This window comes from Acidipila sp. EB88, assembly GCF_003858395.1.
Lineage (GTDB): Bacteria > Acidobacteriota > Terriglobia > Terriglobales > Acidobacteriaceae > EB88.
In genome coordinates this window covers 216172-240234 of sequence record NZ_QWEV01000005.1, presented here as the reverse complement: position 1 = coordinate 240234, position 24063 = coordinate 216172, and the positions used below count along the sequence as shown (strand labels likewise).

The following is a 24063-nucleotide window of genomic DNA, read 5'->3' as shown; positions in this document are numbered from 1 at the left end:
CCTAGCTTGCGTTCAAAACGCGTTCGTCATACTGCCCGTACACGCCGAAGTGCTGGTAGGTGGAGCTCATTTCACGGCGAACCTTGTTGAGCACAAGTCCGAGGATCCTGACGTCCAGGCGGTTCAGGGTGCCGATTGCGGCGGCCACCGCATCCTGGTTGGTCTCGCCTGCCTGCGTGATCAGCAGCACACCATCGACGGAGCAGGCGATCTGGATCGGCTCGGCGAGGCCCAGCATGGGTGGGGTGTCGATCAGTACCAGGTCGTAGTCCTGCTCGGCATCGGTCAGCAGCGCGGCCATCTTGTTGCCGACCAGGTGCGCGGCGCGCATGGCCGAGGCACCGGCGGTGACCACGTGGAGGTTCTCGATGCCTTCGATCGTGTGGAGCACGTCGGCCAGGCTGCGGCCGTCCATGATCACGTCGGCCAGGCCTTCTTCATTGGGCAGCGAGAAGTGGTTGTGCTGCGAAGGGCGGCGCAGGTCGGCATCGATCAGCAGAGTCTTGCGGCCCTGCATGGCGTGAGCGATGGCGAGGTGAGCGGTGCAGGTGCTCTTGCCTTCGCCGGCCACCGCACTGGTCACCTGCACCGAGCGCAGTTTTTCGCGGGTGCGTTCGAGCAGTACCAGGGAGCGCATGGTGCGGATTGCCTCGGTGTAGGCGTCCTGGGTGCGGCTCCAGTCCAGCGGCTGCTTGCCGGCCACGGGGGCGGGCACATCGCTGCCGCTTTTAAGCAGGAGCTGGCGACCGGCGGGCTTGAGCTGCAGCACGTCGGGCAGGATCCCAAGCACCTCGACCTGGAGGCTGCGGCGGGCCTGTTCCGGATCCCGCACGCTCTTGTCCATCATGTCGGAGAGCAGGGTTGCGGCCACCGCGATCACACCCGACAGGAAGAAGCCGATGAAGATGAAGATGCCCTTCTTGGGGAAGACCGGCGCGTTCTGCGGACGGGCCTCGTCGGCGATGCGGATGGAGCTGTTCTGAAACCCGGAGTTGATGCCGGCTTCCTTGATCTTCTGGAACAGCTCGTTGTACAGCGTCTTGTTGGCGTCGGCATCCCGCTTCAGCTGCTGGTACTCAAGCGACTTGAGGCTGAGCGCGTCGGACTGCGCCTTGGCCGCGGCCAGGGTGGCAGCGAGCATCTTTTCGCGGGTGTCCGCCTGGGCGAAGTCCGTCTGGATGCGGCGACCGGTATTGTCGCGTGCCGCCTGGTACTCGCGGGTGACCTCGGCCAGGGTGTTGGCCGCCACCTTGTAGTTGGCGTTGTTGGGGCCGTAGTGGGTCTGCACGATGGCCATGGCCTGCTCGGCATCCTGCATCTGCTGCTGGAGGCGGGTGAGCTGCTCGGCCTGCGTGGAGATATCAATCGCGCTGGCATTGCCGGACTTCACACCCTGGTAGGCGGTCTGCTTGCGGATCCGGTCGTTCTCGGCCTCGGTGTACTCGCTGTTGAGCTGGGCCACGCGAGCGGAAAGGATGCTGGTCTGCTGTTCGGGATCGATCACGCCCAGCTGACGCTGGTAGGTGGTCAGCGCCTCGGCGCTCTTGTCCATGTTGGCCTTGAGGTCGTCGAGCTGCTTGGCCATGAAACCGGACAGGTTCATCGAGGAGTGCAGGCGCATGTCCATCGCTTCATCGATATAGGAGTGCGCGACGGCGTTGGCCACATCCGCTGCCTTGCGCGGATCCTTGGAGCGGTAGGTGATCTTGAGCAGCAGCGAGCTGGCGGGATGGGTAATGGTCAGCCCGGGCAGGGTCACGGAGCCGGCGGGCAGGAACTCCTTGCCCTTCTTGTCGCGGGGCAGCAGGTGGTAGGCCTTGGCCACGGGGCGCAGCACCGCATCCGACTGCAGCAGGTCAATCTCGGTGGTGAGGAACTCTTCCACGTCGCTGATGTTGGGCGTGGCCGAGTCCTGGCCGATCACGCTGGCCGGTACCTTGCTGTCCACCGCGAGGCGCACGGTGGCTTCATAGACCGGCGTCATCAGGAAGCAGGCAACCGCGGTCAGCGCGGTGCACGTCACAACAAACAGCGCAATCTTCCACCACGCGCGGCGCAGCAGCCACATGTAGTGCTGCATGGGAAGTAGTTCATCCGGCTCGGCGGCGGCCTGGGGCCCGGTGTAGTGCGCGATCTGGCTGGGCGGCGCGCTGGCAGGCAAAATCCTCGGCTTGTTGTTATAGACAGATGACATGGAAAATCCTCGCTGTGTGACTGCTCACTCTGGGGGTTGGCAGGAGACCGGGTGAAAAAGAGTGCCCGGCCAAATCAACTCAAGCAATACCGACCATCAATGGCGCGGTGGGCGCCTTACTTGTACACAATTGCCGTGCCCAGCGCCGTGGTGCCGAAACCGGCAATGCCGGCGAGCACCTTGGCTGTGAGCTTCTTGCCGCCATCTTCCGGGACATAAAGAATGTCGTCCGGCAGCAGCTGTACATCCGCTGCTTTGCGGGCCATGATCTCCTGCAGCGGCACGCTGATCTCCTGGCGCGGCTCGCCGGCCTTCTGCTCGCGATAGATAAAGGCCTGCCGGGTGGAGTACTGCTGCAGTCCTTCGCTCATCGCCAGGGCCTTGCGCACCGTGGTGTCGCCATCGGTCTGCATGGGGAAGCTGCCGGGCTTCTTGACATTGCCCGTGACAAAGATCCGAGAGGCTTCCGGCACCCGGATCTCCTCGTCGCCGACCAGCTTGACGTTGTACTTAGGATCGGCACCATTGATGAGTTCCTTGAGTGGAATCACCTGCACCGAGACCTGCATGGTTCCATTGGCGAGCGCCGAGTGGTGGGTCACGGTGAGATCGGAGCCCACGGTCGGCGAGAAGCCGCCGGCGCGGCCGATCGCATCGAGCAGCGTGGTGTTGCCGGTGGCCTGGAACGTCAGCGGGTTGCGCACGGCACCCACCACGCTTACAGGCCGCGACCGGTACTCAAGCACCGACACATTCACGGTGGGCTCGGTAAGGATCTGCTCGCTCACCAGGGCAGCCGCGATCTTGGTCTCAACCTCTGCGGGCTGAAGACCGCTGACCGCGATGCGCTGCTTCAGCAACGGCAGGTTGAGCGTGCCGTCGGAGGAAACGCGGAAGGAGTGCGACAGCTCGGGGCAGTACGGCACCAGGATCTGGACCAGATCATCGGCGCCGAGTGCCTGCGAGGGAAGAACAGCAAGCGGTGCAGGGGAAGCCGCTTCAGAGGGCACGGTGTTTCCCGTGCTTTCCGTGGACTGAGCGGTGAGGCAGTGCGGAAGAACCAAGGCGGCGCAGGCGAGCATAAGAACAGGAGCCGGGGTACGCATGGCGCGGACTGCGTGCTGCGCTGTTTTGAGGTGGAACAAGCGGAACAAGGTCATAATCGGTATCCAGACGAACTTCGGATGGCCGTCCGGAATCGCATGCGCGATGCCTGACAGTGGTTAGGTTTGCAGATCGGGGAACGCTGCCCGATCATCGTGCAAGAAACGCTCGCTGCGGATCTCGTGTGGCCGGCGGATCAGGTAAATTCCACCGGTTCTGCTTGATCTGTCCGGACTCTACCATCGGCCCCATCCCGTAACTCAAGCACTCTTGAGTCACGCTTTTGGCGGTCAAAATACAAATCGGTAACCATCGCCGTGGCATTCTTGAATCGGGAAATCGCCCAAAATTTCTCACAGTTCCCATGAATCCACCGCTTGAATGCAGAGAAAAAGAGTGTCGCGGAGAGGTGGTTACCCTGCGGTACCAACGCGCGATGATTCTCCAAGTCGACACTCCAGGCACTACGCATTTTTTTCCTAGCCGCAAGGGAATCGCCTACTTTTTGCTCGATTTGCGGAACGGCGGCGGTGGCGCAGGTCGCCCGAAGGCGCTTAGGCCGTGGGCGCGGGTAGGTAGCGGGGAGGGGTTAGCGGTGGCTGCCGATGAGCGGTGTGCGCGAGAGATCAAGCCGGCGCGGATTGAGCGCTCGTCGTAGAGGCATAAACCGCCTGACCCGGCGGAAGGCTTCTGCGGGGCGGGATGGCTGAATTTGCAAATCGACGTACAGCCTGCTGACAGGACGGCCGGCTTTGGGCGGGGTGATCGCGGAGAGATCTGGGCGAGGCGTGACTGGCGGGGCGGATGCGGAAAGGCGCGCGGCTGCGGGCGCCGGCCGCGCGCGTTGCTGCTAGCGCATATGGAGGATGCGGTCGGGGCGCAGGCGGCCGCGCAGCAGATCCAGCATGGCCATTGCATTGCCCCGGAGCCTGCCGCGGCGGTCCACGTAACTTTCCGGACGGATGCTGCGGACAATGTTAGCCAGCATGTTGCGGCCGACGCTTCGCAGGGCGTTGCTCCATGGGAAGCTGCCTTTGCGCGCGAGGTAGAAAGGGTTGATCACCTGGGAGTACCCGAGGCGCACGCCGGACACTCGCCCGACCTTGGCCCCGAGGTGAACGCCGAGAGCGTTGTCGAGGCGCATGACCGAGCCGAAGCGCGCCATGCGGCGGGAGAAATCGATGTCTTCGTACCAGCCGTACGCCGGCAGCTTCTCGTCGAAGCGCACGCTGTGCTGGCGAATGGTGGCGAGCCGGAAGCACATGTTGCAGCCATAGGTATTGAAGGCGGTGTGCCGCGAGTGTCGCGCCACACCCTGCTGCTCGGCGCGTGAGAGCACGGAGCGTGCATCCGCCAGCTTGAGCCCGGGCCCCCTGGCGCCGTCAGCGAGGACGATGCCGCTGCCTGCGACCAGGGTGGAGTCTTCAAGGAACGCCTGCTCCATGGCCTGCAGGTAGCCGGGGTCCAGGTAGAAGTCATCATCCATAAAGAAGATAAGGTCGAAGCCGGCGGCGGCATCGAGGATCTGGTTCCGCTTCTCGCAGAGGCCGCCCTGCGCTTTGCCGAAGTGCATGCCGGGAAGCTGCGCCTCGAGGTTGCCTATATCTTCAGGCTTGCTGTAGAGCACAAAGACCTGGTCGGGCCTGCGTGTTTGGCGGGCCAGGTCCTGCAGTGTTTCCGCCAGGATGACCGGGCGGCCGCTGGTGGCGATACCGATCGCGATGGACAGACGGGGTCCGCGTGGTTGCTCAGGAGAGGAAGCGGGCACGGGGCGGTGCGCGGGCTCAGACATGTACAGGGGCGTCCTTGAACAGCGTAAGTGGGTCACGAGGTGCAGTGCTGCAGGGAAGACAAGGCTGCGGACGAGGGTGGCGCCGCCGCATCCTGGTCCTTGACCACACTGATCTTCCCACTCGTCATGTAAAAAAGGAACTGTCAAGAGAGTTTTCTTTGCAGCGGCCCGGGTAAGATGCGATGGTGAATGGGTGCGCCTGCCGGATTTTTGCCGTGCGAAAGCCTGTTTTTTCAGGCTTGTTTCGTATCGGGGATTGCGCCTGGCTCGAGAGGAAAGTAATGCAGAAAGCAGGGGAGACACCTGTGGAAGAGGGCGGGGAGCAGGACGCCGCCGCCGCGGTTCGCAAGCTGAGCAGCAGCCGCACTGTTGCCATGAGCGCCCTGTGGAACCTGGTTGGCCGGGCCGGTCCGCTGGTGGTCGCGGTGCTTTGCACCCCGCAGCTGGTGCATCGCCTGGGACCGAGCCGCTGGGGCGTGTTCACCATCGCGCTGAGCCTGGTCGGCATCTTCAGCATTTTTGATTTTGGGATAGGCCGTTCGCTGACGCGGACGATCGCCGAGCTGCTGGCCGAGGACCGGGCGCGTGAGGCGGCCGACGTGGCGCGTTCCGGCATCCTGGCGCTGACCGTGCTGGGGACGATTGGCGGCCTGGTGATGGCTTCGGTCGCGCATTTCTGGGTGTACTCGGTGATTCCGCATGCGCTGCAGCACGAGGTGCTGTACGCGCTGCTGGTGCTTTGCCTGTCGGCGCCGCTGGTGATTCTGAACTCGGCATTGTGGGGCGTGATCGCGGCCTACCAGGAGTTCCGCTCGGCCAACCTGGTCAATGTGCCGATCATGGCGATGTACTACATCGGTCCGCTGCTGATGCTGCACTTCTATGACAGCCTGGTTGGCGTGATTGCGACGTTGGTGATGTGCCGCGTGGTGATGACCATCGCGTACTGGCGCATCTGTGTGCGGGCGATGCCGGAGCTGAAGACGGCGAAGTCTTCGATGGCGACGCTGAAGCCGGTGCTGCAGATGGGTGGCTGGATGACGGCCTCCAACCTGACGTTTCCACTGCTTACCTACATGGACCGCTTTATTATTGCCTCGGTTTCGACCACCGCGGCGATCGGGTACTACTCCACTCCCTCGGACCTGGTGCAGCGCTTCAACCTGCTGCCCATCGCCATCATGAACACGGCATACCCGGCGATGGCTGCTTCGTACCGGACGGACCCTGAGAACACGCGGGCACTATTCCGGCGAGGCATGCTCACGGTGGGTGCGGGGCTATTTCCCGCTTGCCTGGTGTGCGTGGCGCTGAGCCACTGGGTGCTGACGCTTTGGCTGGGGGCTGATTTCGCGGGGCACGCGGCTGTGGTGCTCAAGTGGCTGGGTGTGGGCATCCTGCTGAGCAGTATCGACAACGTGGTCGCGGGTCTGCTGGACAGTATCGGCAAGGCCAAGGTGAACACCATCTTCTCCTTTGGGGAGATTGTGGTGTACCTGCCGCTACTGGCATTCCTGGTGCGGCAGCAGGGGATCGAGGGGGCGGCGATTGCCTGGGCGATCCGCTGCATTCTTGACCTGGGGGTTCGCCTTTGGATCGTGCAGCGCTTCTACCAGCCGGCACGGCAGGCCGTGGTGCAGGTGTGGCCCTTTTTACTTGGTATGACGGCGACGCTGGTGGCTGCCGCTATGGCGGAAGGCTCTGCGTTTGCGCCATATGTATCGGCTGCAGGTGTGCTGCTGTTCGTGGTGCTGCTGTGGGGGGCGCTTTCGGCGGACGAGCGGACCAAGCTTTCGCTGCAGGCCGGCCGGCTGTTGCCGTTGCTCTCCGGAGCGAGCCGGTAGGCCGCGCCCCTAAGCTGCACTTTCTTTGACTGCCGCCTAGCGGGAGGGTGCAGCCATGTAGCCGAACAGGCGGCCTCGAAAGGTGCCCCAGTAGTAGCGCACGTGGGACATGCGCCGCCGCAGAAGGCTCACCACCACGCCACCGATGGGGCGAATGAAGTAGGGCGCGGCAATGCCTGCCGCGATCGAGTGCTTGCGCAGCACGCGGCCCATGCCGGCTCCGTACAAAAAGGCGCGCGCGATGGCGCCGGGGGTGAGGCGCTTGTCCGGGTGCCAGATGCCGAGGGTGACATCGTAGTAGCCACGGTAGTTCCGGCGCAGCAGACGCAGCGCGAGGTCGGGCTCTTCGCTTGACCCCCACGGCGTGCCGGGACCGATGGCGGGATCGAAGCCATTGATCTCCCGCGCGGGCGCGGTGCGCATCCAGATGGCGAAGCCGATGACGGTGGTCCAGACGGTCTTGTCGTTGATTTCGCAGGAGGCCGTGGTCCAGCGGCCATTGATCAGCTCGCCTGTCTCCGAAACGCAGTTGCCGGCGAGCAGGGTCAGCGTGGGGTCGCCGCTGAAGTGCGCAGCGACCTTGCTCATGGTGTCGGGCTTGTAGAGGCAGTCGTCGTCGGGGAAGCCGACGACCTCGCCGGTGGCCGCGAACAGGCCCAGGTTGCGAGCGTTGGAGCAGTTCCGGACATTGGTCCGAAGATGGATCACCGGGAAGGACCGGCTGAATTCAGCAACGATGGGAACAAGGCGGTCGTCGTCGTTCTGGTCGACGATCACGACCTCGAAATCCCGGTAGAGCTGTGCTTCGAAGCCCGCAAGCAGGGCATGGAGCTCCCTGGTTCGATCTACCGAAGCCACTACCAAAGAAAGTTTCATTCAAAGCCCCAGGGCCTGGTTATGCATGAACCAGGCTTCTCGCAGTGATCATCTCATGGCGTGCGCGCGTTGGATGGGCCGGCAGGGCACACTTTTTGCCGCCCGTACCCGAGCGGGAAAGCGTGCGGCGCTGGTGCGGCTCGGCGGCTGCTGTCAGGCCGGATTTGAGCCGCACCTCGTGCGGACCCGGGCCGTCGCTTCTGCAGGCCGGACGGCGAGGCCGTGCTAGCATCGCTGCCATGATTCGCTCCTGTGCGGCTGTGTGGTTGGTTCTGGGACTGGGTCTCCTGTGCGGCAACGCGCAAAGCAGCGAGCCCGGCGCGGCAGCACCCGCCGCTGCCGCCGCCGTGGTGCTGCATGCGGAGCACCTGCTCGACGTGGAGCGCGGGCAACTGGTTTCCCCGGGCGAGGTGCTGGTCGAGGGGGAGCGGATCGTGGCTGCGGGTGAGCGGGTGCCGCGCCCCGCGGGCGCGGTGGTGGTGGACCTGGGCGCGGCGACGCTGATGCCCGGGCTGATCGACGCGCATGTGCACCTGTTTCTGCATCCGGGCGCCGAGGACTCACAGACGATCGATGAATCGGTGCCGGAGCGCACGATTCTCGCTACCCTGGCTGCGCGCGCGGACCTGATGGCGGGCTTTACGGCGGAGCGCGACATGGGTACGGAGGGCGCGGGTTCGGCGGACTCGGCGGTGCGGAACGCAATCGACGCGGGGCTGATCCCGGGACCGCGCATGCGCATGAGTGGCAATGCGATCTCGATCACGGGAGGCCACGAGGATGCGATCCGCTACAACCCGGCGGAGCATATCTCGTCGAATGCGACATACGCCGATAGTGCCGAGGAGCTTGTGCGCGTGATGCGGCAACAGGTGAAAGAGGGTGCGGACTTCACCAAGATCTACCAGACCGGCGCAGATCACTGGGTGCCGGGGATGGAAGGAGTGCGGCTGGGTACACCGTACCAGTACACAGAGCAGCAACTAGCCGCAGCCGTGGCCGAGGCGGAGCGGCTGGGCACACGCGTGGCCGTGCACTGCACCGGGGAGCCGGGCGCCCTGTATGCTGCGCAGGCTGGGGTGGTCTCCATCGACCACGCATACCAGTTGAGCGCGGCGACGATGCAGTTGATGAAGGAGCGCCAGATCTATGCGGTGCCCACGTTTGCCATTTCTGAATATTTTGCGCAGCACGCAGCCACGCCTGCAGCAGCAGCGCAGGAGCAGGCGCTGCAGAACCTGCATGCTGCCGAGTTCCGCAAGCAGCTTGCTGCCGGTGTGCCGATGGCGGTGGGGTCGGACGTAGGGCCGTTTCCGCACGGCACCCAGGCGCGCGAGATGGAGTTGATGGTGCAGTTCGGGATGCCGGCGGCCGACGTGTTGCGTGCCGACCTGCTGCATGGAGCGAGGCTGCTGGGGTGGGAGGGCCGGATCGGCGCGCTGAAGCCGGGCATGTATGCGGATGTGATCGCGGTCCGCGGTGATCCGCTAGCCGACATCTCGGCGCTGGGCCGGGTTGTGTTTGTGATGAAGGGTGGAAGCATTGTGCGCGGCGGCGCGGCGGCCGGCGGGGTGGCGCGATGAAGTGGCGGTCCGGTTGGATTTGCGTGCTGCTGGCGGGGTTAGCGGCGGTGAGCTATGGACAGGGAACCCCGACGCGTACGCCCGAGCCGGCGGGGGCCGGAGTGCATCGGTGGTCCGTGGTGCTGCACGGGGGAGCGGGCGTGATTGAACGCTCCTCCATGACACCGGAGATGGAGAAGCAGTACCGCGCGGGGTTGAACGAGGCTGTGACGGCCGCGGGCGCGGTGCTTGACCGTGGAGGCTCGGCGGTGGACGCGGTGCAGGCCGCGATCGAACTGCTTGAGGATAATCCGCTGTTCAACGCGGGGCGTGGCGCGGTGTTCGCAGCCGACGGCACCAACCAGATGGATGCGGCGATTATGGATGGCGCGACGATGAAAGCGGGCGCCGTGGCGGATGTGCAACGCACGCGGCACCCGATTGCGCTGGCGCGCGCGGTGATGGACCGGTCACAGAACGTGATGATGATTGGCGCGGGCGCCGATGCCTTTGCGGCGCACCAGGGCCTGGAGCAACAGCCGCCGAGCTTCTTTTTCACCGAGCGCCGCTGGCAGGCGCTGGAGAAAGAGCTCAAGGCTGAGGGCCTGCCGGTGCCGGCGCGCCCGGCGGGTGTGCCGGCTGCGCCGGCCGGGCCGCTCAGCTTCGTGGAGACGCCGGGCAATCACCGGTATGGCACGGTGGGTGTAGCCGCAGTGGACCGGCACGGCAATCTCGCGGCCGGCACATCCACCGGTGGTGTAACGGCCAAGCAGTGGAACCGGGTGGGCGACTCGCCGGTGATCGGCGCAGGGACGTATGCGTCCAACACTTCGTGTGCGGTGTCGGCGACCGGCACGGGGGAGTACTTTATCCGGCTCACGGTGGCGCGGACAATTTGTGCGCTGGTGGAGTACCGGGGCATGCCGCTGCAGGCGGCCGTGGACGAGGTGGTGCAGCGGCAGCTTGTGGCGATCCATGGAGATGGCGGGGTGATTGCGCTGTTGCCGGACGGCAAGGCGGCCTGGAGCTTCAATACGCCGGGCATGTTTCGTGCGAAGTGGCAGCAGGGCGGTGCGGTGCAGGTGGGCGTGTATCGCGACGAGCCGTAGGGCGCACGACGTATGCGGGTCCGCCATTGAGGAGCCCACAGGGAAGGGACGCCGGTTGTGCAACGGCAAGACGCACGGGTATGCTGGCGCGTGGCAATACCCCGGGTTGTTGTTGCCGGACCACCATCTCAAAAAGCAAGTATGAAGACTGAAGCGGAAGGCATTCTGACGGTCAATCGAACTACATTCTGATCGATTTAGACGAGTTTGATCATTGCACCGGTTTAATTAACCTCTACTTAACCGTCCCGGGCACGTTGCGGGGCGAAGCTAGGAACGAAGCATAGTTCACTGTGCTCTCCTGTGGAGCTGCTGCTAGATGTCCCGATCCCGTATTCGTTTCTTCGCGTCTTGCCCAATGTGGCGGGTCGCCGCCATTTCCGCCATCGCTTTTTCCACGGCGGGTGTTGCTCTTGCCCAGTTTGATACAGCGTCTGTGCTTGGTTTCGTCCGTGACACGTCCGGAGCAGTGCTCGCCAACAGCACGGTCTCGCTGGTGAACACACAAACCGGCCAGAAGGTCACCGTGCAGACCGATGCACAGGGACAGTTCAGCTTCGCGAGCGTGCAGGTTGGCTCGTACCAGGTCGATGCCACGGCAAACGGCTTTGAAGAAACGATCACGGATCCGTTCAGCGTGAACGTCAATGCGCGTCAGCGCGTCGACGTACAGCTCAAGGTGGGAAGCCAGGCACAGACGGTTACAGTTTCAGGCGCTGCGTCTCAGCTGCAGAGCGAAACGTCGGACTCCGGCACCATTGTTCCGACCGTGGGCGTCCGCGAGCTGCCGCTGAATGGCCGCGCGTATGCCGACCTTGCCGCACTGGCCCCGGGCGTGCGCCGCAACTCGCTGGAGAACCAGAGCGTGACCAGTCGCGACGCGTCGTTCAATGTCAACGGCGAGCGTTCGGAGTTCAACAACTTCCTGCTCGATGGTCTCGACAACAACTCGTACGGCACCTCGAACCAGGGCTTCTCCAACCAGACCATTCCTCCTTCGCCAGACGCGATCAACCAGTTCCAGGTGGAGACGAATAACTACTCTGCCGAATTTGGACGCGCTTCGGGCGCTGTGATCAACGTGTCGATCAATAGCGGCACCAACAGCCTGCATGGGCGGGTGTGGGAGTACAACCGCAACACGGACTTCAACGCGCAGGGTCCCTTTGTGGCACCGACCAACGCGGCGACCGGCAAGCAGGCGCAGCCGACACTGGTGCGCAACCAGTTTGGCGGCGCACTCGGCGGCCCGATCCTGAAGGACAAGCTCTTCTTCTTCGCGGACTTTGAAGGCCTGCGGCAGTCGCAAGGTTCTTACGTGATCTCCACGGTGCCGACTGCGAATCAGCGCGCGGGCATCATGGTGGACAGCAAGGGCAACCCGGTGGCGCTGCATGACCCCGTGCTCGGCACCTCGTATGCGAACGGCCAGATTCCCATGGCGGCATGGACCCCGCTGGCCCAGCTGGTGGTTGCCGCGCTGCCGGCTCCGAACATCAATGCCTTCACCAATAATTACGCCACCATCGCGAACTCGAGCCTTGAAGATAACAAGGGTGACGGCCGTCTCGATTACGTCTTCAGCAACAAGACCACGATCTTCGGCCGTTACTCCCAGCACTATGCCGACATTGTCGACCTGAACCCGATCCCGGGTGCGGCGGGCGGCACCAGCGGTTACAACGGCAACATTCACGTCTACAACAAGGACATCGCTGCCGGCGTGACCCATGCCTTCAGCTCGAACCAGATCCTGGACGCGCGTCTTGGCTTTACCTGGACACAGGGTGGCAAGACACCGTATCTCTCCGGAACCGCCAACAGCCTAGAAGTGCAGGCCGGCATTCCGGGTTTGCCGACGGACCCGACAACGGTGCGCGCGCTGAGCTCTGAAAACATCACCAACTTTACCGGTCTCGGCGGACAAAGCTCGAGCCCGCAGTTCCAGAACCCGTTCACGATCAACCCCAAGGTGAACTACTCGTTCCTGGAAGGCCGTCACGACATCAAGGTTGGTTTCGAGTGGCTGTCGCTGAACACCGAGATCGATGACTTCAATCCGGTGTATGGCTCGGAGAGCTACAACGGCGCGTTCAGCCAGTACCAGTCGGCAACAGCGACTGCCTGCCCCACCGCTACGACCTGCGGCACAGCCGACTCGGGCGCCAAGCAGGATGTGTACCTTGCTGACTTCCTGTTCGGCGCGCGCTCCACGTACCAGCTGAACAACTTTGTCATCCAGAACCAGCACCAGATGATGTCGATGGCTTATGTGCAGGATGACTTCAAGGTGTCGCCGGCACTGACCATCAACGCCGGTCTGCGCTACGAGTACGGCACCGCGCCGGTGGTCGACGGCAACCGCCTGTCGAACTTCTCCTTCACCAGTCCCACGACCGGCACGCTCATCCAGGCCTCCAATGGATCCGCGTTCAATCGTGCGCTGGTTCACAACCCATCGCTGGACTTTGCGCCGCGATTCGGCCTGAGCTACCAGGTCAACCCGAAGACGTTGATTCGCTCGGCGTACGGTTTGAGCTTTGACCAGTTCAACCGTGAGGGTGGAGAAAACCTGCTGGCCTACAACGGACCCGCCGTGGTGAGCACCACGGTCAGCAGCCAAACACCGGAGCAGGCTTACAAGGGCACGGGCACGCCCGAGGCAACCTGTACGGATCAGAACTACGCCAACTGCTTCCGCACCGTGGCCCAGGGCTACCCGACCGGCTTTGCAAGCACCGCCAACTACAGCACCGCAACGTCGGAAGTCCGCTACGTGCCCAAGAATATTCCGACCGGCTACGTGCAGACCTGGCACTTCGATGTGCAGCGTGAGGTTGCCAGCAACACTGTCCTGACCGTGTCGTACGTGGGCTCACACGGCGTGCATCTCTGGGTGCTGGCCGACCAGAACCAGTCCAACTTCAACGCACCGGGAGGCACGCTGGGCGTCGATGCCCGTCGCCCGATTACCGGCTTCACCACGGTAGAGGTTTCGCTGCCTGACGGCTTTCTGAGCTACAACGGTCTGCAGACCAAACTCGAGCATCGCTTCGCAAACGGGCTGTACCTGCTCAACTCGTTCACCTGGTCGCATGCGGAAGACAATGCTGCCGGCCATCTGGATACGCCCAATGGCGATAACTCGCGCATCAACATTCGCAACCCGCTGTATGACCGTGGGCTCTCGGCCTACAACCAGCAGCTGAACGAAACGCTCAGCGTGGTGTATGACCTGCCCTTTGGCCACCAGCGGATGTTTGGCGCGCATACCAGCAGCCTGGTCAATTACCTGCTTGGCGACTGGCAGCTTACGGCGATCAACTCGGCCTCGAGCGGTCAGCCGATCAACCTCAACTACACTGCGTCGAACACGCAGACGGTAAGCTCGCTGCTGGTGTACCGCCCGAATGTCACCGGCAAGGTTGTGGCGCCGAGCAGTGCGCACGTCAAGACCAACACCTCGGTAACGGGGTACTTCAACACGGCCAATGTTTCCGCACCGACCGGCGTGAATCCTTTCGGCAACGCGCAGCGTAACTCGGTGTATGGCCCGGATTACAACGACCTGGACATGGGTCTGCACAAGGCTTTCAGCCTCTGGAACGAAAACTCCAAGCTCGATATCCGTGGCGAGGCCTTCAACATCCTTAACCACGTCAACTACAACGCTCCGGCCTATAACGTTTCCAGCAGTTCGTTCGGCTCGATCACCTCGGCGTTGCCACCGCGCCAGCTGCAGGTAGCGGCGAAGATCATCTTCTAAACGCGGCAGCCTGTTCGTCGCATACACTGGCCCGGCCTCAGCTACTGAGCCGGGTCACTTTTTTCAAGAAGCTATCGGAGCGCGCGCCATGTCGCCGACTCCTGCGAGGACTTTATGCATCGTGTTGTGTGTTCGGCTTTGCTTGGTTTTGCCACCGTGGCTGTTGCTGTTGCGGAGGGTGGGGATGGCGCTGTGCGGATCAACCAGATCCAGGTTGTGGGTACGCATAACAGCTACCATGCGGGACTGACGCCGGGTGTGGCGAAGCTGCTGCAAGCGAAGAGCCCGAAGACGTTTGCCGCGCTGGATTACACGCATCCTTCGTTGACGGCGCAGCTGGACGCGGGTGTGCGGCAGCTGGAGATTGATGTGTTTGCAGACAGCAAGGGCGGGCTGTATGCGCACCCGTACATGGAAAAGATGGTCACCGATGCCGGCGGGACGGGCGACCCGGACCCTGATCCGAATGGTGTGATGGACAAGCCGGGTTTCAAGGTGATGCACGTGCAGGATATCGATCAGCGCAGCGTGTGCGAGCCGTTCACGGCGTGCCTTGCGGAGGTGCGTGCGTGGTCCAAGGCACACCCGCAGCACCTGCCGGTGTTTCTGCTGATCGAGACCAAGCAGGGCAAGTTGAAGACGGCCGACTTTCCTTCGGTGACGCCGGAGAACTTTACGCCGGCGGTGTTCGACGCGCTGGATGCGGAGATCCGGTCGGTATTTGCGGCGGGTGAACTGATTACGCCGGACATGGTGCGCGGCAGTGCGGCGACGCTGAATGCGGCGGTGCTCGCGGGCAACTGGCCGACGCTGGATGCAGCGCGGGGCAAGGTGGTGTTCCTGATGGACCAGCGACCGATGGAGCCGGTGTACACCGAGGGGCATCCTTCGCTGCGGGGGCGCGTGATCTTTACCAATGCTGCGCCGGGCGCGCCGGATGCGGCGTTCACCGAGGAGAACGACGGCAGCGTGGACGAGATCAACGCGCTGGTGCGCCAGGGATACCTGGTGCGCACGCGCACCGACGCCGACACGGTGCAGGCACGCACCAATGACACGCGTCGCCGCGATGCGGTGATGGCGAGCGGTGCGCAGATCCTGTCGACGGATTACCCGCTGGGAGCAGCAGCGCCGAGCGGCTTTGTTGTGTCGATGCCGGGCGGTACGCTGGCGCGGTGCAATCCTGTGCTGAAGACAGCGACGTGCGACGATAAACAGCTTGAGGGTTCGCGCGCGGCACGCTGACAGCGGGGATGAACATGAGCGACACTCAGCAGATGAGTGAAGTGGGCACGCAGGACTGGGCTGGCTGGCGCCGCGCGAAACGAGCAGAGTTGCTCGCGCGGCGGGCCAGCCTTTCGCCCGCAGACCATGCTGAGCGCAGCGAGCGTGTGCTGTTGCGGCTGGAGGCGCTGGCATTGCCGCCTGCAGCGGTAGTGGGTTTCTACTGGCCGTTCCGTGCGGAAATTGACGTGATGCCGTTTATCGAGAGGCTGCGTGAGCAGGGACGTGCGGCTGCGCTGCCGCGCGTCGTTGGCAAGGGGGAGCCGCTCGAATTTCGCTTGTGGGAACCGGGTGTGCCGATGGATCGCGGGGTGTTTGGGATTCCATTCCCGCGGAAGCGAAGATTGTGAAGCCTGATCTGCTGATCGTGCCGGTAGTTGGCTTTGATCGGGCGTGTTACCGGCTTGGGTATGGCGGCGGGTATTATGACCGGACGCTGGCGGGTCGCGCGGGAGCGGTGTTTACGGTTGGGGTCGGGTTTGCGCTGCTCGAGGTAGATACGATTTTGCCGCAGCAGCATGACGTGCCGTTGGACCGGATTGTGACCGAGGATGCGGTGTACGAAGCACCGTTGTAGTTTGCTGGTGTGCGCGTGGTTCGTCCTGTTCGTCGCGGTCGTCGTGTGACTGGTCACGTCGTTGATGGCAGTTTTCGTTGCATCCTTGATCGCCCTGGTAAGTGCGTTGCTGGTCAGTTTTTCCGTTGCTTCGCGTTCTCCTGTGTTGCTGATGCGCATCGCCGGGTTGGGCTGTGGCGGGGGAGGACGTGGCAAGGGTGCATAGGTCCGCGCTGCAACTGTTTGCTCATTGCTTCATCTAAAGAGCGACTGGCCGCAGAAACATGCGGCGATCCAAGGAGCGTTGCATGCAGATTGGCATCGATAGCTTTGTAGCGCTTACCCCGAACCCCGTGGGTGGCGTGGCGCTCAGCCCCGTGGAGCGGATGAGCAATCTGCTGGACGAGGTGGAGCTTGCCGACCAGGTGGGACTGGACGCGTTCGGCATCGGCGAGCACCATCGGCCTGAGTACCTTGACTCTGCACCGCACATGATCCTTGCGGCCGCTGCGATGCGCACCAGGCATATTCGTTTGAACAGCGCCGTCACGGTCTTGAGCGCGGCCGACCCGGTGCGCGTGTTTCAGAACTTCGCCACGCTTGACCTGCTGTCCAAAGGGCGGGCGGAGATAGTGGTTGGACGCGGCTCGTTTATCGAATCGTTCCCACTGTTTGGCCTGAAGCTGGACGATTACGATTCGCTGTTTGCCGAGAAGCTGGACCTGCTGCTGAACGTTCGTGAGAATGTGCATGTCGAATGGCAGGGCAAGCATCGCGCGGCACTTACCGGGCAGGGAGTGTTTCCGCGCCCCCTGCAGCAGCAGCTGCCGATCTGGCTTGGCGTGGGCGGCACGCCCCAGTCGTTCGCGCGCGCGGGCACGCTGGGATTGCCGCTGATGATTGCGATCATCGGGGGCGAGCCGCATCGCTTTCGCCCGCTTGTGGACCTGTACCGCGAAGCGGGGCGCCGCGCTGGTCATGCCAGGGAGCAGCTCAAGGTAGGTATCCACGCGATGGGTTTTGTTGCGGCAACAACGCAGCAGGCCGCGAATGAGTTCTTCCCTGGCTACGCGCACGTGATGAACCAGATTGGCCGGGAGCGTGGCTGGCCGCCCACGACGCGCGCGCAGTTTGACGCGGTGCGTGGCGCGACCGGGGCACTGCTCGTGGGCAGCCCGCAGGAGGTTGCGGACAAGGTCGCTTACTACAACGAGGTGCTGGGCGGCATCGACCGGCTCAACTTCCAGATGAGCGCCGCGGCACTGACGCCCTCCATGCTGATGCAGGCCATTGAGCTGCTGGGTACGCAGGTGGTCCCGCTGGTGCGCGCGCGATAGCGGCTGCTTACTCATGCCAGCACTTGAAGGCGAGCAGCTCTGGAAAGTAGAGGCCATAACGAAGCGGCCGCTCGGCGCTGCCCGTGTGCCGCAGCGCTGCTCCGTAGGCTTCCAGCTGTGGAGCCCACTTCAGCTTCTGCTCAGTGAGCCACGTTGCGCGTGCAGCGTCTTCCGCGAAGGCATCGGGGCGGCGGCTTCCGGTCTTGTAGTCAACGATCCAGAGACAGTCTTCGCCGGTGCTGCCTGCTGTCTCTCCCGCGAGGAAGCTGCGATCCACACGCAGGGTGCGCAGGTGGCCGTCGGCATCCCAGTGCTGCCAGGTGGTTTCGCTGGCGCCCCCGGCATGCGGTTGCAGCAGCCAGCGGCCGATGGGATCGGTGGCGACACGCAACGCGTGCGAGGCCAGTAGCTGTGCTTCGTGGTGCGCAGCGCGCGGCTCAAACGCTGCTTCGCGCAGCACGCGTTCCGCGCTGTTAGCGAGAGCGCTGCGCCACGCTTCGAACTCGCTGGCCTCGTTGGGTGCCTGCGCATCGCGCGCGGCGAAAAGGTCGCTCAAGCGCTCAAGCAACGCATGCATGGCATTGCCCCGCGCGCGTGCGGCGAGCGAGCCCTCGCTGCGGCGGAACAGTTCCTGCGCAGCGTTTGTGGTGGCGCTGTTCCATGCGACATCGGCTGCGGCGGTGCGTGGCGCCCAGTCTGCGGGAAGGCGATACAAACCTTTCTGCGGCTTTGCGGCTGGGCTGGCGGGTGCAAGCAGCGGCGCGTTGTCGGCAGCACTTGCGGCGAGGGACAGCCCAGTAGAGGGTGCAGCCTCGAGAGGTTGCGGCGTGTCCACGAGCGCGAGGGTGCGTGCGCTTGCAGCCTGGTTCTGGGCCACTGCTCGAGGATTTCTTCGCCCAGCGCGGGCCATGCCGCGGCAAGCAACGATGTGCCGCGCGGGACGGCGATCTCGCCCTTGCTGTGCTGCACCAGCGCAAACAGGTGCAGACGCTTGCGCGCGCGTGTGCACGCTACATAGAAAAGGCGCCGGCGTTCTTCAGCATCGCGCGTGGCTTTCTGCTGCATGACCCACGCATAGGTGGGATCGCTGGTTGCTTCTTCACGGCTGCCGATGGGAGCGAGCAGGAGCTCCGACTCGCCTTTCTGTCCGGGCTGCGCGCGCTGCAGCATGGCAAGCAGCGCCCTGGGGTCGCTCATGGTGACGCGGTCGAGGCCTGGGAGCAGCACCACTTCGAAGCCGAGACCCTTGGCCTTGTGCATGGTCATGACCTGCACTCCGAAGCGATCGCTCACCGTAGCGTCGGGCGCGGCGCAGAGCCTTGCGAGGCGCAGTGCGAAATCGCCGCGGAGCACTTCCATGCCGCTCGGAGCGAGTGTGTCGAGAAGGCGAAGGAAGGCTTCGATGTTTTCGCGCGCGTTGGCATCGACGCACGCGCTGCCGCCGAGCGCCATCCATGTCTGCTCAAGCCATGCGGCGAGGGCAAGATCGCTGCCGCCGGCGAGTCGGTCGCGCTGTGCGGTCGCGAGGACGCTGCCTGTGCGCAGCACGCGCTGCTGCCCGTCTTCGGAGAGCAATGCGCTTCGTGTTTCTATCAGTTCCGCGATCGTGGCCCGTCGCAGCTTTACGTCGTCGTTGCCGGCAAGCATGTGCAGGTCTGGCATGAGCAGTGCGCACCATGGCGCGCGCAGCACGCTGAGCCATGCGACGCGATCGGCGGGATGCAGCAGCGCGCGCAGCAGCATGAGCATGTCGTGCACTTCAGGCTGATCGGCGAGTGGTTCGAGTTCCACTGCGCGGAAGGGAATCGAGGCTGCGCGCAGCGCTGGAAGAATCTCGGCGAGATGCGGCCGCGAGCGCACCAGCACGGCCACCTGGTACTCCGAGGCACCAGCGGCCAGCGCGGCTTCGACGCGGGGCTGCTCCTGCTGCAGCACGCGGATCACGGCCTCGGTTTCTTCGCGGCGGCTCTTGCGGTTCGATGCATCGTTGACTGCCTGGTCTTCCGCGAAATCTTCGTCGGCGTCGCCTTCACGCGCGTACTCGTTGCGCTGCTTCTCCACGAAGATGGGGTGGACCTCCAGTGCGTCTTCGAAGCCCTGGAGCGGCCACGCGTGCGCGGCAACAAAGGTGTCGCTGAAGCCGCCCTTAGCAGGCGCGGGTGGAAACATCCTTGCGAGGCGTTGGTTGAGAGCTTCGACGAGTGATGCGTGCGAGCGAAAGTTATGGGTGAGCTGCAGGGTGTGGCAGGGGTGGCGACGGTCCTCGCCGCACGGCAGTCCATGCTCCCGCGTCTCGTGGAAGAGGGCTACCTCTGCCTGGCGAAAGCTGTAGATGGATTGCAGGGGATCGCCGACCAGAAAGACGGTGCGGCCGTCGCCGTGGCGCCACTCGCGGAGCAGTTCGGCCACGAGCCGGTACTGGGCACGCGAGGTGTCCTGAAACTCATCGATGAGGATGTGTTGCTTGCGTTCGCTCTCGAGCAGCCCGCGCATGCTGGACTCGTCCTTGAGCACCTGCTCGGCTGCCTGCGCGATCTCCGTGAAGTCAACCATGTTGGCCTCGGCAAAGATGATGCGCAACTCCGCAACAGCGCGGCGCAGAACGCGAAACACGGCGAGCAGGGTTTGCCATTGATCGGTGGTGTAGGCCGTCGCGGGCAGGCTGCGCAACTGGCACAACAGCGGTTGCAGTAACGGGTTTTCGCTGTCGTTGTGCTGCAGGGAGAGAGCGCATTCTTCGATGCGCTGCTTGTGCTGCTCCCGCAACTCCTTGCCGGGGTTTTTGCCGGCAGCGGGGAAGCCCATGTTCACGGTCCACTGCCTGCGCCACGCGTGATCGCCGGTGAGCAGCAGCCATGCGATCGCCAGCCACTGTTCGCGGCTGCACTGGGCGAGGTCGGGTAGCTCGCGGATGGCCAGCAGGGCGGCCCTGTGCTCGCAGGAGTCTTCCAGGTTGTCGGCGGCGTAGCCTGCCATTACGACCAGTTCGTGTGCGAGCCCCGGCGTGTGCGCAAAGCTCTCCGCAAGTGCCTCCAGCGTTTGCCGGTTGCTGTTTTGAAAAGGCTGCTGGAGTCGTTCGCGCACTTCGTCCCAATTCACGTCTTCAGCAGGGCCGAGCGGCAGCACGCCGAGCCACGCGTCGCGGCCACGCAGCAGCGTCGCCAGCAGGCGCTCGCATTCGTGCAGGTTGTTGTCGCGCAGCAACAACAGGAGCTCCAGTGCTTCTTCGAGATCCGAGTCGTGGCCGCGGCCGAGCTGCGCCATGGTGCGGCGTGCAGCCTGCTCATACAGGGTGTCGGCGTTTTCGGCCGGAGCCAGTGCGCCGCCGAAGCGCGACAACAGGGGCTGGCTGTGGGCAAGCCGCAGGCACAGCGAGTCGATGGTCTGCACGTCGAGCCGGTGTGTCTGCTCGAGCAGGCGCCAGTTGCGCTGCTCCGCATGCCGCAGTGCCTTGTGCGCGAGCACGCTGGTTTCGTCCTGCGTGTCTGGCTGCGGGTGCCGCTGTGCTGCTTCGAGAGCGCCAACGATACGTGCGCGCATCTCCGCGGTTGCTGCCTTGGTAAAGGTGATTGCGAGGATCTGCTCCGGCTCTTCCACCTCGCTGAGCAGGGCGAGATAGCGCTGGGTCAGGAGGTTGGTTTTGCCGGCGCCTGCCGGGGCCTGCACGAGGATCGACCGCTCGATGTCGATCGCCTGTTTGCGCGCCTCGGCATCTTCGGGCGCGGGGGGGTGCGCCGCGGCTTCGTCGAAGCTGCGCGTCTCGGCGGGTTGGATGGGCGTGTCCGGTGTGGTCGAAGCGAAGAGTCCCATCTGCAGGTCAGCCATTGTGGTCTCCGTTCGATGCAGGGGCGGCCTTGAGCGAGCGCACGCGGCAGATGCCGTACAGCCCGCACTGTTTGCAGGTGTCGTCCCCGTGTTTCGGGTTTACGGGTGCATCGCCGCGCAGGTACGCGTCGGCGAGTGCCCGCAGCGCCTGGTCCCAGCCGTGCATCATTGCGTCGTCAAGCGTGCGGGGATCGGGCGGAGCGGCTTTGCCTTCTTTGGAGGCCCTGCTGTTGCGCGGCATGAGCTGGGTTGCCGGGTCGCGCGCCAGGCCGATGAGCCCGGTTTTGGCGGCGCGGATCTGCGCGAAGGCAAGCGCCTGCACATTGTCGATGCCGCCGAACAAGGCGTAGATCAGCAGCTGCGGTTCGTCGGGGCGCGCACCTTCCCAGAGGCGGGTGGTGACCTTGTCGGCTGTTTTGTAGTCGAGCACCAGACGGCTGCCATCGGCAAGCCGGTCGAGCCGGTCGGTGCGCAGCCTGAGCTTCAAGGCGCCGAGTTGTCCCTGAATGCTGGAGTCGAGTTCGTCTTCAAGCGCGAAGACAGAAAACTCGGCGCGGCCCTGCTCCACCTCGAGCCACGCGTGGATGCGCGTGCAGAGCCGCTCCTGCTCGAGCGTGAGGTAGCGGAACTGCCAGGGATCGTTGCCGGCGGCCAGCACCGTGCTGCGAAAGCTTCGCTCCACCGCTGAGGCGACCTTGTCGTCGATGCTGCCATCGCCGATGGCGCGCCGCAGGTCGTCGCGCGTGTGCAGCTTGCCGGTAGCGGTTTCGGCGGGATCGACGGTCCACAGTTCCTGCAGCGCCGCATGCAGAAGGGTTGCGCGGTCGGCTGCATCGAGACCCCAGGCTTCTTCTTCAAGCGCGTTGGCGCCGAGCCGGTGCGCGAAGCTCTGGAAGCCGCAGGCAGACTGTCGCTTGAGCACTTCGCTGCCACCGGCGGCACGCTCGGCAAGCCACGGGGCAACTGCAACCGGTTCGGTGGCAAACGCCGACTCCATGTCGGGCCACTGCGGCGCGGGCGCCGAGGCGGGGACGGCGATGCCACCGGCAAAGCTGCCCAGCAGAGGGGAAGGCCGCGCCGGTGAACCGTTCAGCAGTTTGCTGTAGCTGCACACCACCGTGGGAGCGCTGTGGAGGATGCGCCGCATCTGCTCGCGCGCCAGCTCGTAGTCAGCATCCGGTGAGCTGTGGGGCATCCCTGCATCGCGTTGCAGGGCAGGCGCGAGCAGGGGGTGCACCCTGCCACCGAGCGGCCAGCGGCCGTCGGTGACCTGCAGAAACCACACCGCGTCGAACTGCTGGCCGGATGCTTCGGCTGCTCCGAGAATCTGCACCGGGGCATGCAGCGACTCGGCGGCGAACAGGGTGCCGTGCGCCGCGACCTGGACCTCGCGCACAAAGTCAGCCCAGCTCACGGTGTCGCCGGCGAAGCCAAGCGTGCCAAGCTGTGCGAGCAGGCTGTCGAACCGCTTCCTGGCCTGGAAAGCGCGCGAGCCGTGCTCGGCATGGCCGGGCCATCCCATGTCCTTGAGCTGCGTGTCCACTGCTTCCACCCACTCGGCGTAAGTGCGCTGCCTGCCGGCTTCGCGGCGGGCCCAGCTTTCCACCTTGTGGAAGCGTTGCACAAAGGTTGCGGGCAGCAGCGCGTCTCCGCGGCGCAGCAGCGTGCCGATGCCCAGTCCCGTGGCGAGGATTCCCTTGCGCCGCAGCACTACATCGGCCTCGGCGAGACGACGGCTTTCCGCAGCGCCGATGGCGGCAAAGCCCGAGACCAGCAGCCACGTGACCTCGGAGCCAGGCACCGGGCCGGCGAGCCAGCGCAACAGGGTGAGCGCAGCCTGGATGACGGGAACCTCGCCGAGCGGGCTGCCGAGTGAAAACTCGTACGGAAGGCGTGTCGCCCCTGGCGGGGACTGGGCACTGCGGGGAAGCAGCACCCGGCGAAAAGCGCGGTCGATCTCGGCGCGGGTGCCGGACAGCTCGGGCACGAGCACGGCGAGTCGTTGCCCAGGGTCGTGCTCCAACCGGGCGCGCACCCACAGCGCACAGGCGCGCAGTTCTTCCTGCTCGTCCTCGGCGGCGACGAGGCGCTGGTCAGTGGCTTCGGCGCCGTCGGGCATGGTGCCGACGTGCACGCCGGTGTGCTCCAGCGCATCCAGCAACGCATTCTGCGCGGGTGTGAACCGGTCAAAGCCGACCAGCAACAGCTCGGGAGCGGTGTGCAGCCGCGCGGCATGGCGAACCAGGGTGGCGGTGAGTGCGCAGGGTGGCAGCACCGCGAGCGCCTCGCACTCCTCGTCGAAGGCATCGGCCCAGCGCAGAAAGTGTTCGGCGTCCTCGTGCGCGGCTGCCCACGAGGCGCGCCGGGATGCGTGCGCGTTGTAGTTGCCCAGCAGGGCATAGGCACCCTGCGCCAGGGCGGCCAGCTTGTCGGGGGAAACCACCATGAGGGCTTGCTGCGTTTGCACGCGCTTCCAGAGAAGCTGCTCCTGCAGGGTGCTCAGCAGCAGGGGGAGCGGCTCGGCGCTGCGGCCGGCGAGCTGCTCGTACTGCTCGCACTGCCAGCTCGACCAGTCCTGGATGGCAGGAGCCCGCCAGCTGAGCCGGCCGGCAGCGCGGGCATCTTCCGCGTAGGAAACGCTGAGGGCGCGGGCGGCGCGGGCGTTGGCGGTGAGCACGTGCGCGCCGCGCTCAAGCGCCGCGGCGATCACTGCGGAAAAATGCGGGAGAGCGGGGGAGCCGGTGGCCATCTCCGGTCCAGTTTACCGGTTCGCACCCTGTGGCCGGCCATGTGGATCGCGTGGAAGGCGCGCCC

At 64.6% G+C, this 24063-nt stretch carries 13 protein-coding genes and 1 pseudogene; 7 read left to right on the top strand and 7 right to left on the bottom strand.

Annotated features, from left to right (window positions below):
- Position 1 precedes the first annotated feature (1 nt).
- The 3 genes from D1Y84_RS01970 to D1Y84_RS01960 all read right to left on the bottom strand — a co-directional run bounded on the left by D1Y84_RS01970 (position 2) and on the right by D1Y84_RS01960 (position 5090).
- Positions 2-2194 (bottom strand): polysaccharide biosynthesis tyrosine autokinase, encoded by a 2193-nt coding sequence (locus D1Y84_RS01970; RefSeq protein ID WP_124847013.1) that lies wholly within the window; start codon positions 2192-2194, stop codon positions 2-4.
- A gap of 116 nt (positions 2195-2310) precedes the next feature.
- A complete protein-coding gene (locus D1Y84_RS01965) occupies positions 2311-3354 on the bottom strand; it encodes an SLBB domain-containing protein (protein WP_124847012.1) in 1044 nt (347 codons plus the stop codon).
- 794 nt (positions 3355-4148) lie between these two features.
- Positions 4149-5090, bottom strand: a complete 942-nt coding sequence (locus D1Y84_RS01960; RefSeq protein ID WP_124847011.1) for a glycosyltransferase family 2 protein — start codon at positions 5088-5090, stop codon at positions 4149-4151.
- Positions 5091-5371: 281 nt separating this feature from the next.
- Here D1Y84_RS01960 and D1Y84_RS01955 point away from each other — a divergent pair, with 281 nt between their 5' ends.
- Positions 5372-6934 carry a flippase gene (locus D1Y84_RS01955; protein ID WP_158615266.1) on the top strand — a complete coding sequence of 521 codons (1563 nt, stop codon included), beginning with the start codon at positions 5372-5374 and terminating at the stop codon, positions 6932-6934.
- Positions 6935-6970: 36 nt separating this feature from the next.
- Here D1Y84_RS01955 and D1Y84_RS01950 read toward each other — a convergent pair whose 3' ends face one another.
- On the bottom strand, positions 6971-7810 hold the full coding sequence (locus D1Y84_RS01950) for a glycosyltransferase family 2 protein (protein WP_124847009.1): 840 nt from the start codon (positions 7808-7810) through the stop codon (positions 6971-6973).
- A 239-nt stretch (positions 7811-8049) separates the two neighbouring features.
- On the opposite strand from D1Y84_RS01950, the gene D1Y84_RS01945 reads away from it, so the two are divergent.
- The 6 genes and pseudogenes from D1Y84_RS01945 (at position 8050) to D1Y84_RS01915 (ending at position 17424) form a co-directional block, all read left to right on the top strand.
- Positions 8050-9393, top strand: a complete 1344-nt coding sequence (locus D1Y84_RS01945) for an amidohydrolase family protein (RefSeq protein ID WP_124847008.1) — start codon at positions 8050-8052, stop codon at positions 9391-9393.
- Positions 9390-10481, top strand: coding sequence for an isoaspartyl peptidase/L-asparaginase family protein (locus tag D1Y84_RS01940; protein ID WP_124847007.1), 1092 nt, complete (start codon positions 9390-9392; stop codon positions 10479-10481). The genes D1Y84_RS01945 and D1Y84_RS01940 overlap by 4 nt, the downstream gene beginning before the upstream one ends.
- Before the next feature lie 319 nt (positions 10482-10800).
- Complete coding sequence (locus tag D1Y84_RS01935) at positions 10801-14247, top strand: TonB-dependent receptor (RefSeq protein ID WP_124847006.1); 3447 nt, start codon at positions 10801-10803, stop codon at positions 14245-14247.
- 114 nt (positions 14248-14361) lie between these two features.
- Positions 14362-15492 (top strand): phosphatidylinositol-specific phospholipase C1-like protein, encoded by a 1131-nt coding sequence (locus D1Y84_RS01930; protein WP_124847005.1) that lies wholly within the window; start codon positions 14362-14364, stop codon positions 15490-15492.
- 8 nt (positions 15493-15500) lie between these two features.
- Positions 15501-16108, top strand: a pseudogene (locus tag D1Y84_RS18285) (5-formyltetrahydrofolate cyclo-ligase).
- Between the two features lie 287 nt (positions 16109-16395).
- Positions 16396-17424, top strand: a complete 1029-nt coding sequence (locus D1Y84_RS01915) for an LLM class flavin-dependent oxidoreductase (RefSeq protein WP_124847002.1) — start codon at positions 16396-16398, stop codon at positions 17422-17424.
- Positions 17425-17431: 7 nt separating this feature from the next.
- Here the strand turns inward: D1Y84_RS01915 and D1Y84_RS01910 are convergent, their stop codons facing one another.
- The 3 genes from D1Y84_RS01910 to D1Y84_RS01900 are packed head-to-tail and all read right to left on the bottom strand — an operon-like array spanning position 17432 to position 23998.
- The gene (locus tag D1Y84_RS01910) at positions 17432-18001 is read right to left on the bottom strand and encodes a PD-(D/E)XK nuclease family protein (RefSeq protein WP_233580991.1); all 570 of its coding nucleotides are present in this window, start codon (positions 17999-18001) and stop codon (positions 17432-17434) included.
- Positions 17977-21249: an exodeoxyribonuclease V subunit beta gene (locus D1Y84_RS01905; RefSeq protein WP_124847000.1), complete on the bottom strand. Its 3273-nt coding sequence runs from the start codon at positions 21247-21249 to the stop codon at positions 17977-17979. The genes D1Y84_RS01910 and D1Y84_RS01905 overlap by 25 nt, the downstream gene beginning before the upstream one ends.
- Entirely contained in the window at positions 21242-23998 is a 2757-nt protein-coding gene (locus tag D1Y84_RS01900) for a PD-(D/E)XK nuclease family protein (protein WP_124846999.1), read from the bottom strand. Before D1Y84_RS01900 ends, D1Y84_RS01905 begins: the two co-directional genes overlap by 8 nt.
- Positions 23999-24063: the final 65 nt, after the last annotated feature.

Excerpts from the sequence above, each read along its gene's own strand:
- D1Y84_RS01970 (WP_124847013.1), bottom strand. The coding sequence starts at position 2,194 with ATGTCATCTGTCTATAACAACAAGCCGAGGATTTTGCCTGCCAGCGCG.
- D1Y84_RS01965 (WP_124847012.1), bottom strand. The coding sequence starts at position 3,354 with ATGACCTTGTTCCGCTTGTTCCACCTCAAAACAGCGCAGCACGCAGTC.
- D1Y84_RS01960 (WP_124847011.1), bottom strand. The coding sequence starts at position 5,090 with ATGTCTGAGCCCGCGCACCGCCCCGTGCCCGCTTCCTCTCCTGAGCAA.
- D1Y84_RS01955 (WP_158615266.1), top strand. The coding sequence starts at position 5,372 with ATGCAGAAAGCAGGGGAGACACCTGTGGAAGAGGGCGGGGAGCAGGAC.
- D1Y84_RS01950 (WP_124847009.1), bottom strand. The coding sequence starts at position 7,810 with ATGAAACTTTCTTTGGTAGTGGCTTCGGTAGATCGAACCAGGGAGCTC.
- D1Y84_RS01945 (WP_124847008.1), top strand. The coding sequence starts at position 8,050 with ATGATTCGCTCCTGTGCGGCTGTGTGGTTGGTTCTGGGACTGGGTCTC.
- D1Y84_RS01940 (WP_124847007.1), top strand. The coding sequence starts at position 9,390 with ATGAAGTGGCGGTCCGGTTGGATTTGCGTGCTGCTGGCGGGGTTAGCG.
- D1Y84_RS01935 (WP_124847006.1), top strand. The coding sequence starts at position 10,801 with ATGTCCCGATCCCGTATTCGTTTCTTCGCGTCTTGCCCAATGTGGCGG.
- D1Y84_RS01930 (WP_124847005.1), top strand. The coding sequence starts at position 14,362 with ATGCATCGTGTTGTGTGTTCGGCTTTGCTTGGTTTTGCCACCGTGGCT.
- D1Y84_RS01915 (WP_124847002.1), top strand. The coding sequence starts at position 16,396 with ATGCAGATTGGCATCGATAGCTTTGTAGCGCTTACCCCGAACCCCGTG.
- D1Y84_RS01910 (WP_233580991.1), bottom strand. The coding sequence starts at position 18,001 with ATGCATGCGTTGCTTGAGCGCTTGAGCGACCTTTTCGCCGCGCGCGAT.
- D1Y84_RS01905 (WP_124847000.1), bottom strand. The coding sequence starts at position 21,249 with ATGGCTGACCTGCAGATGGGACTCTTCGCTTCGACCACACCGGACACG.
- D1Y84_RS01900 (WP_124846999.1), bottom strand. The coding sequence starts at position 23,998 with ATGGCCACCGGCTCCCCCGCTCTCCCGCATTTTTCCGCAGTGATCGCC.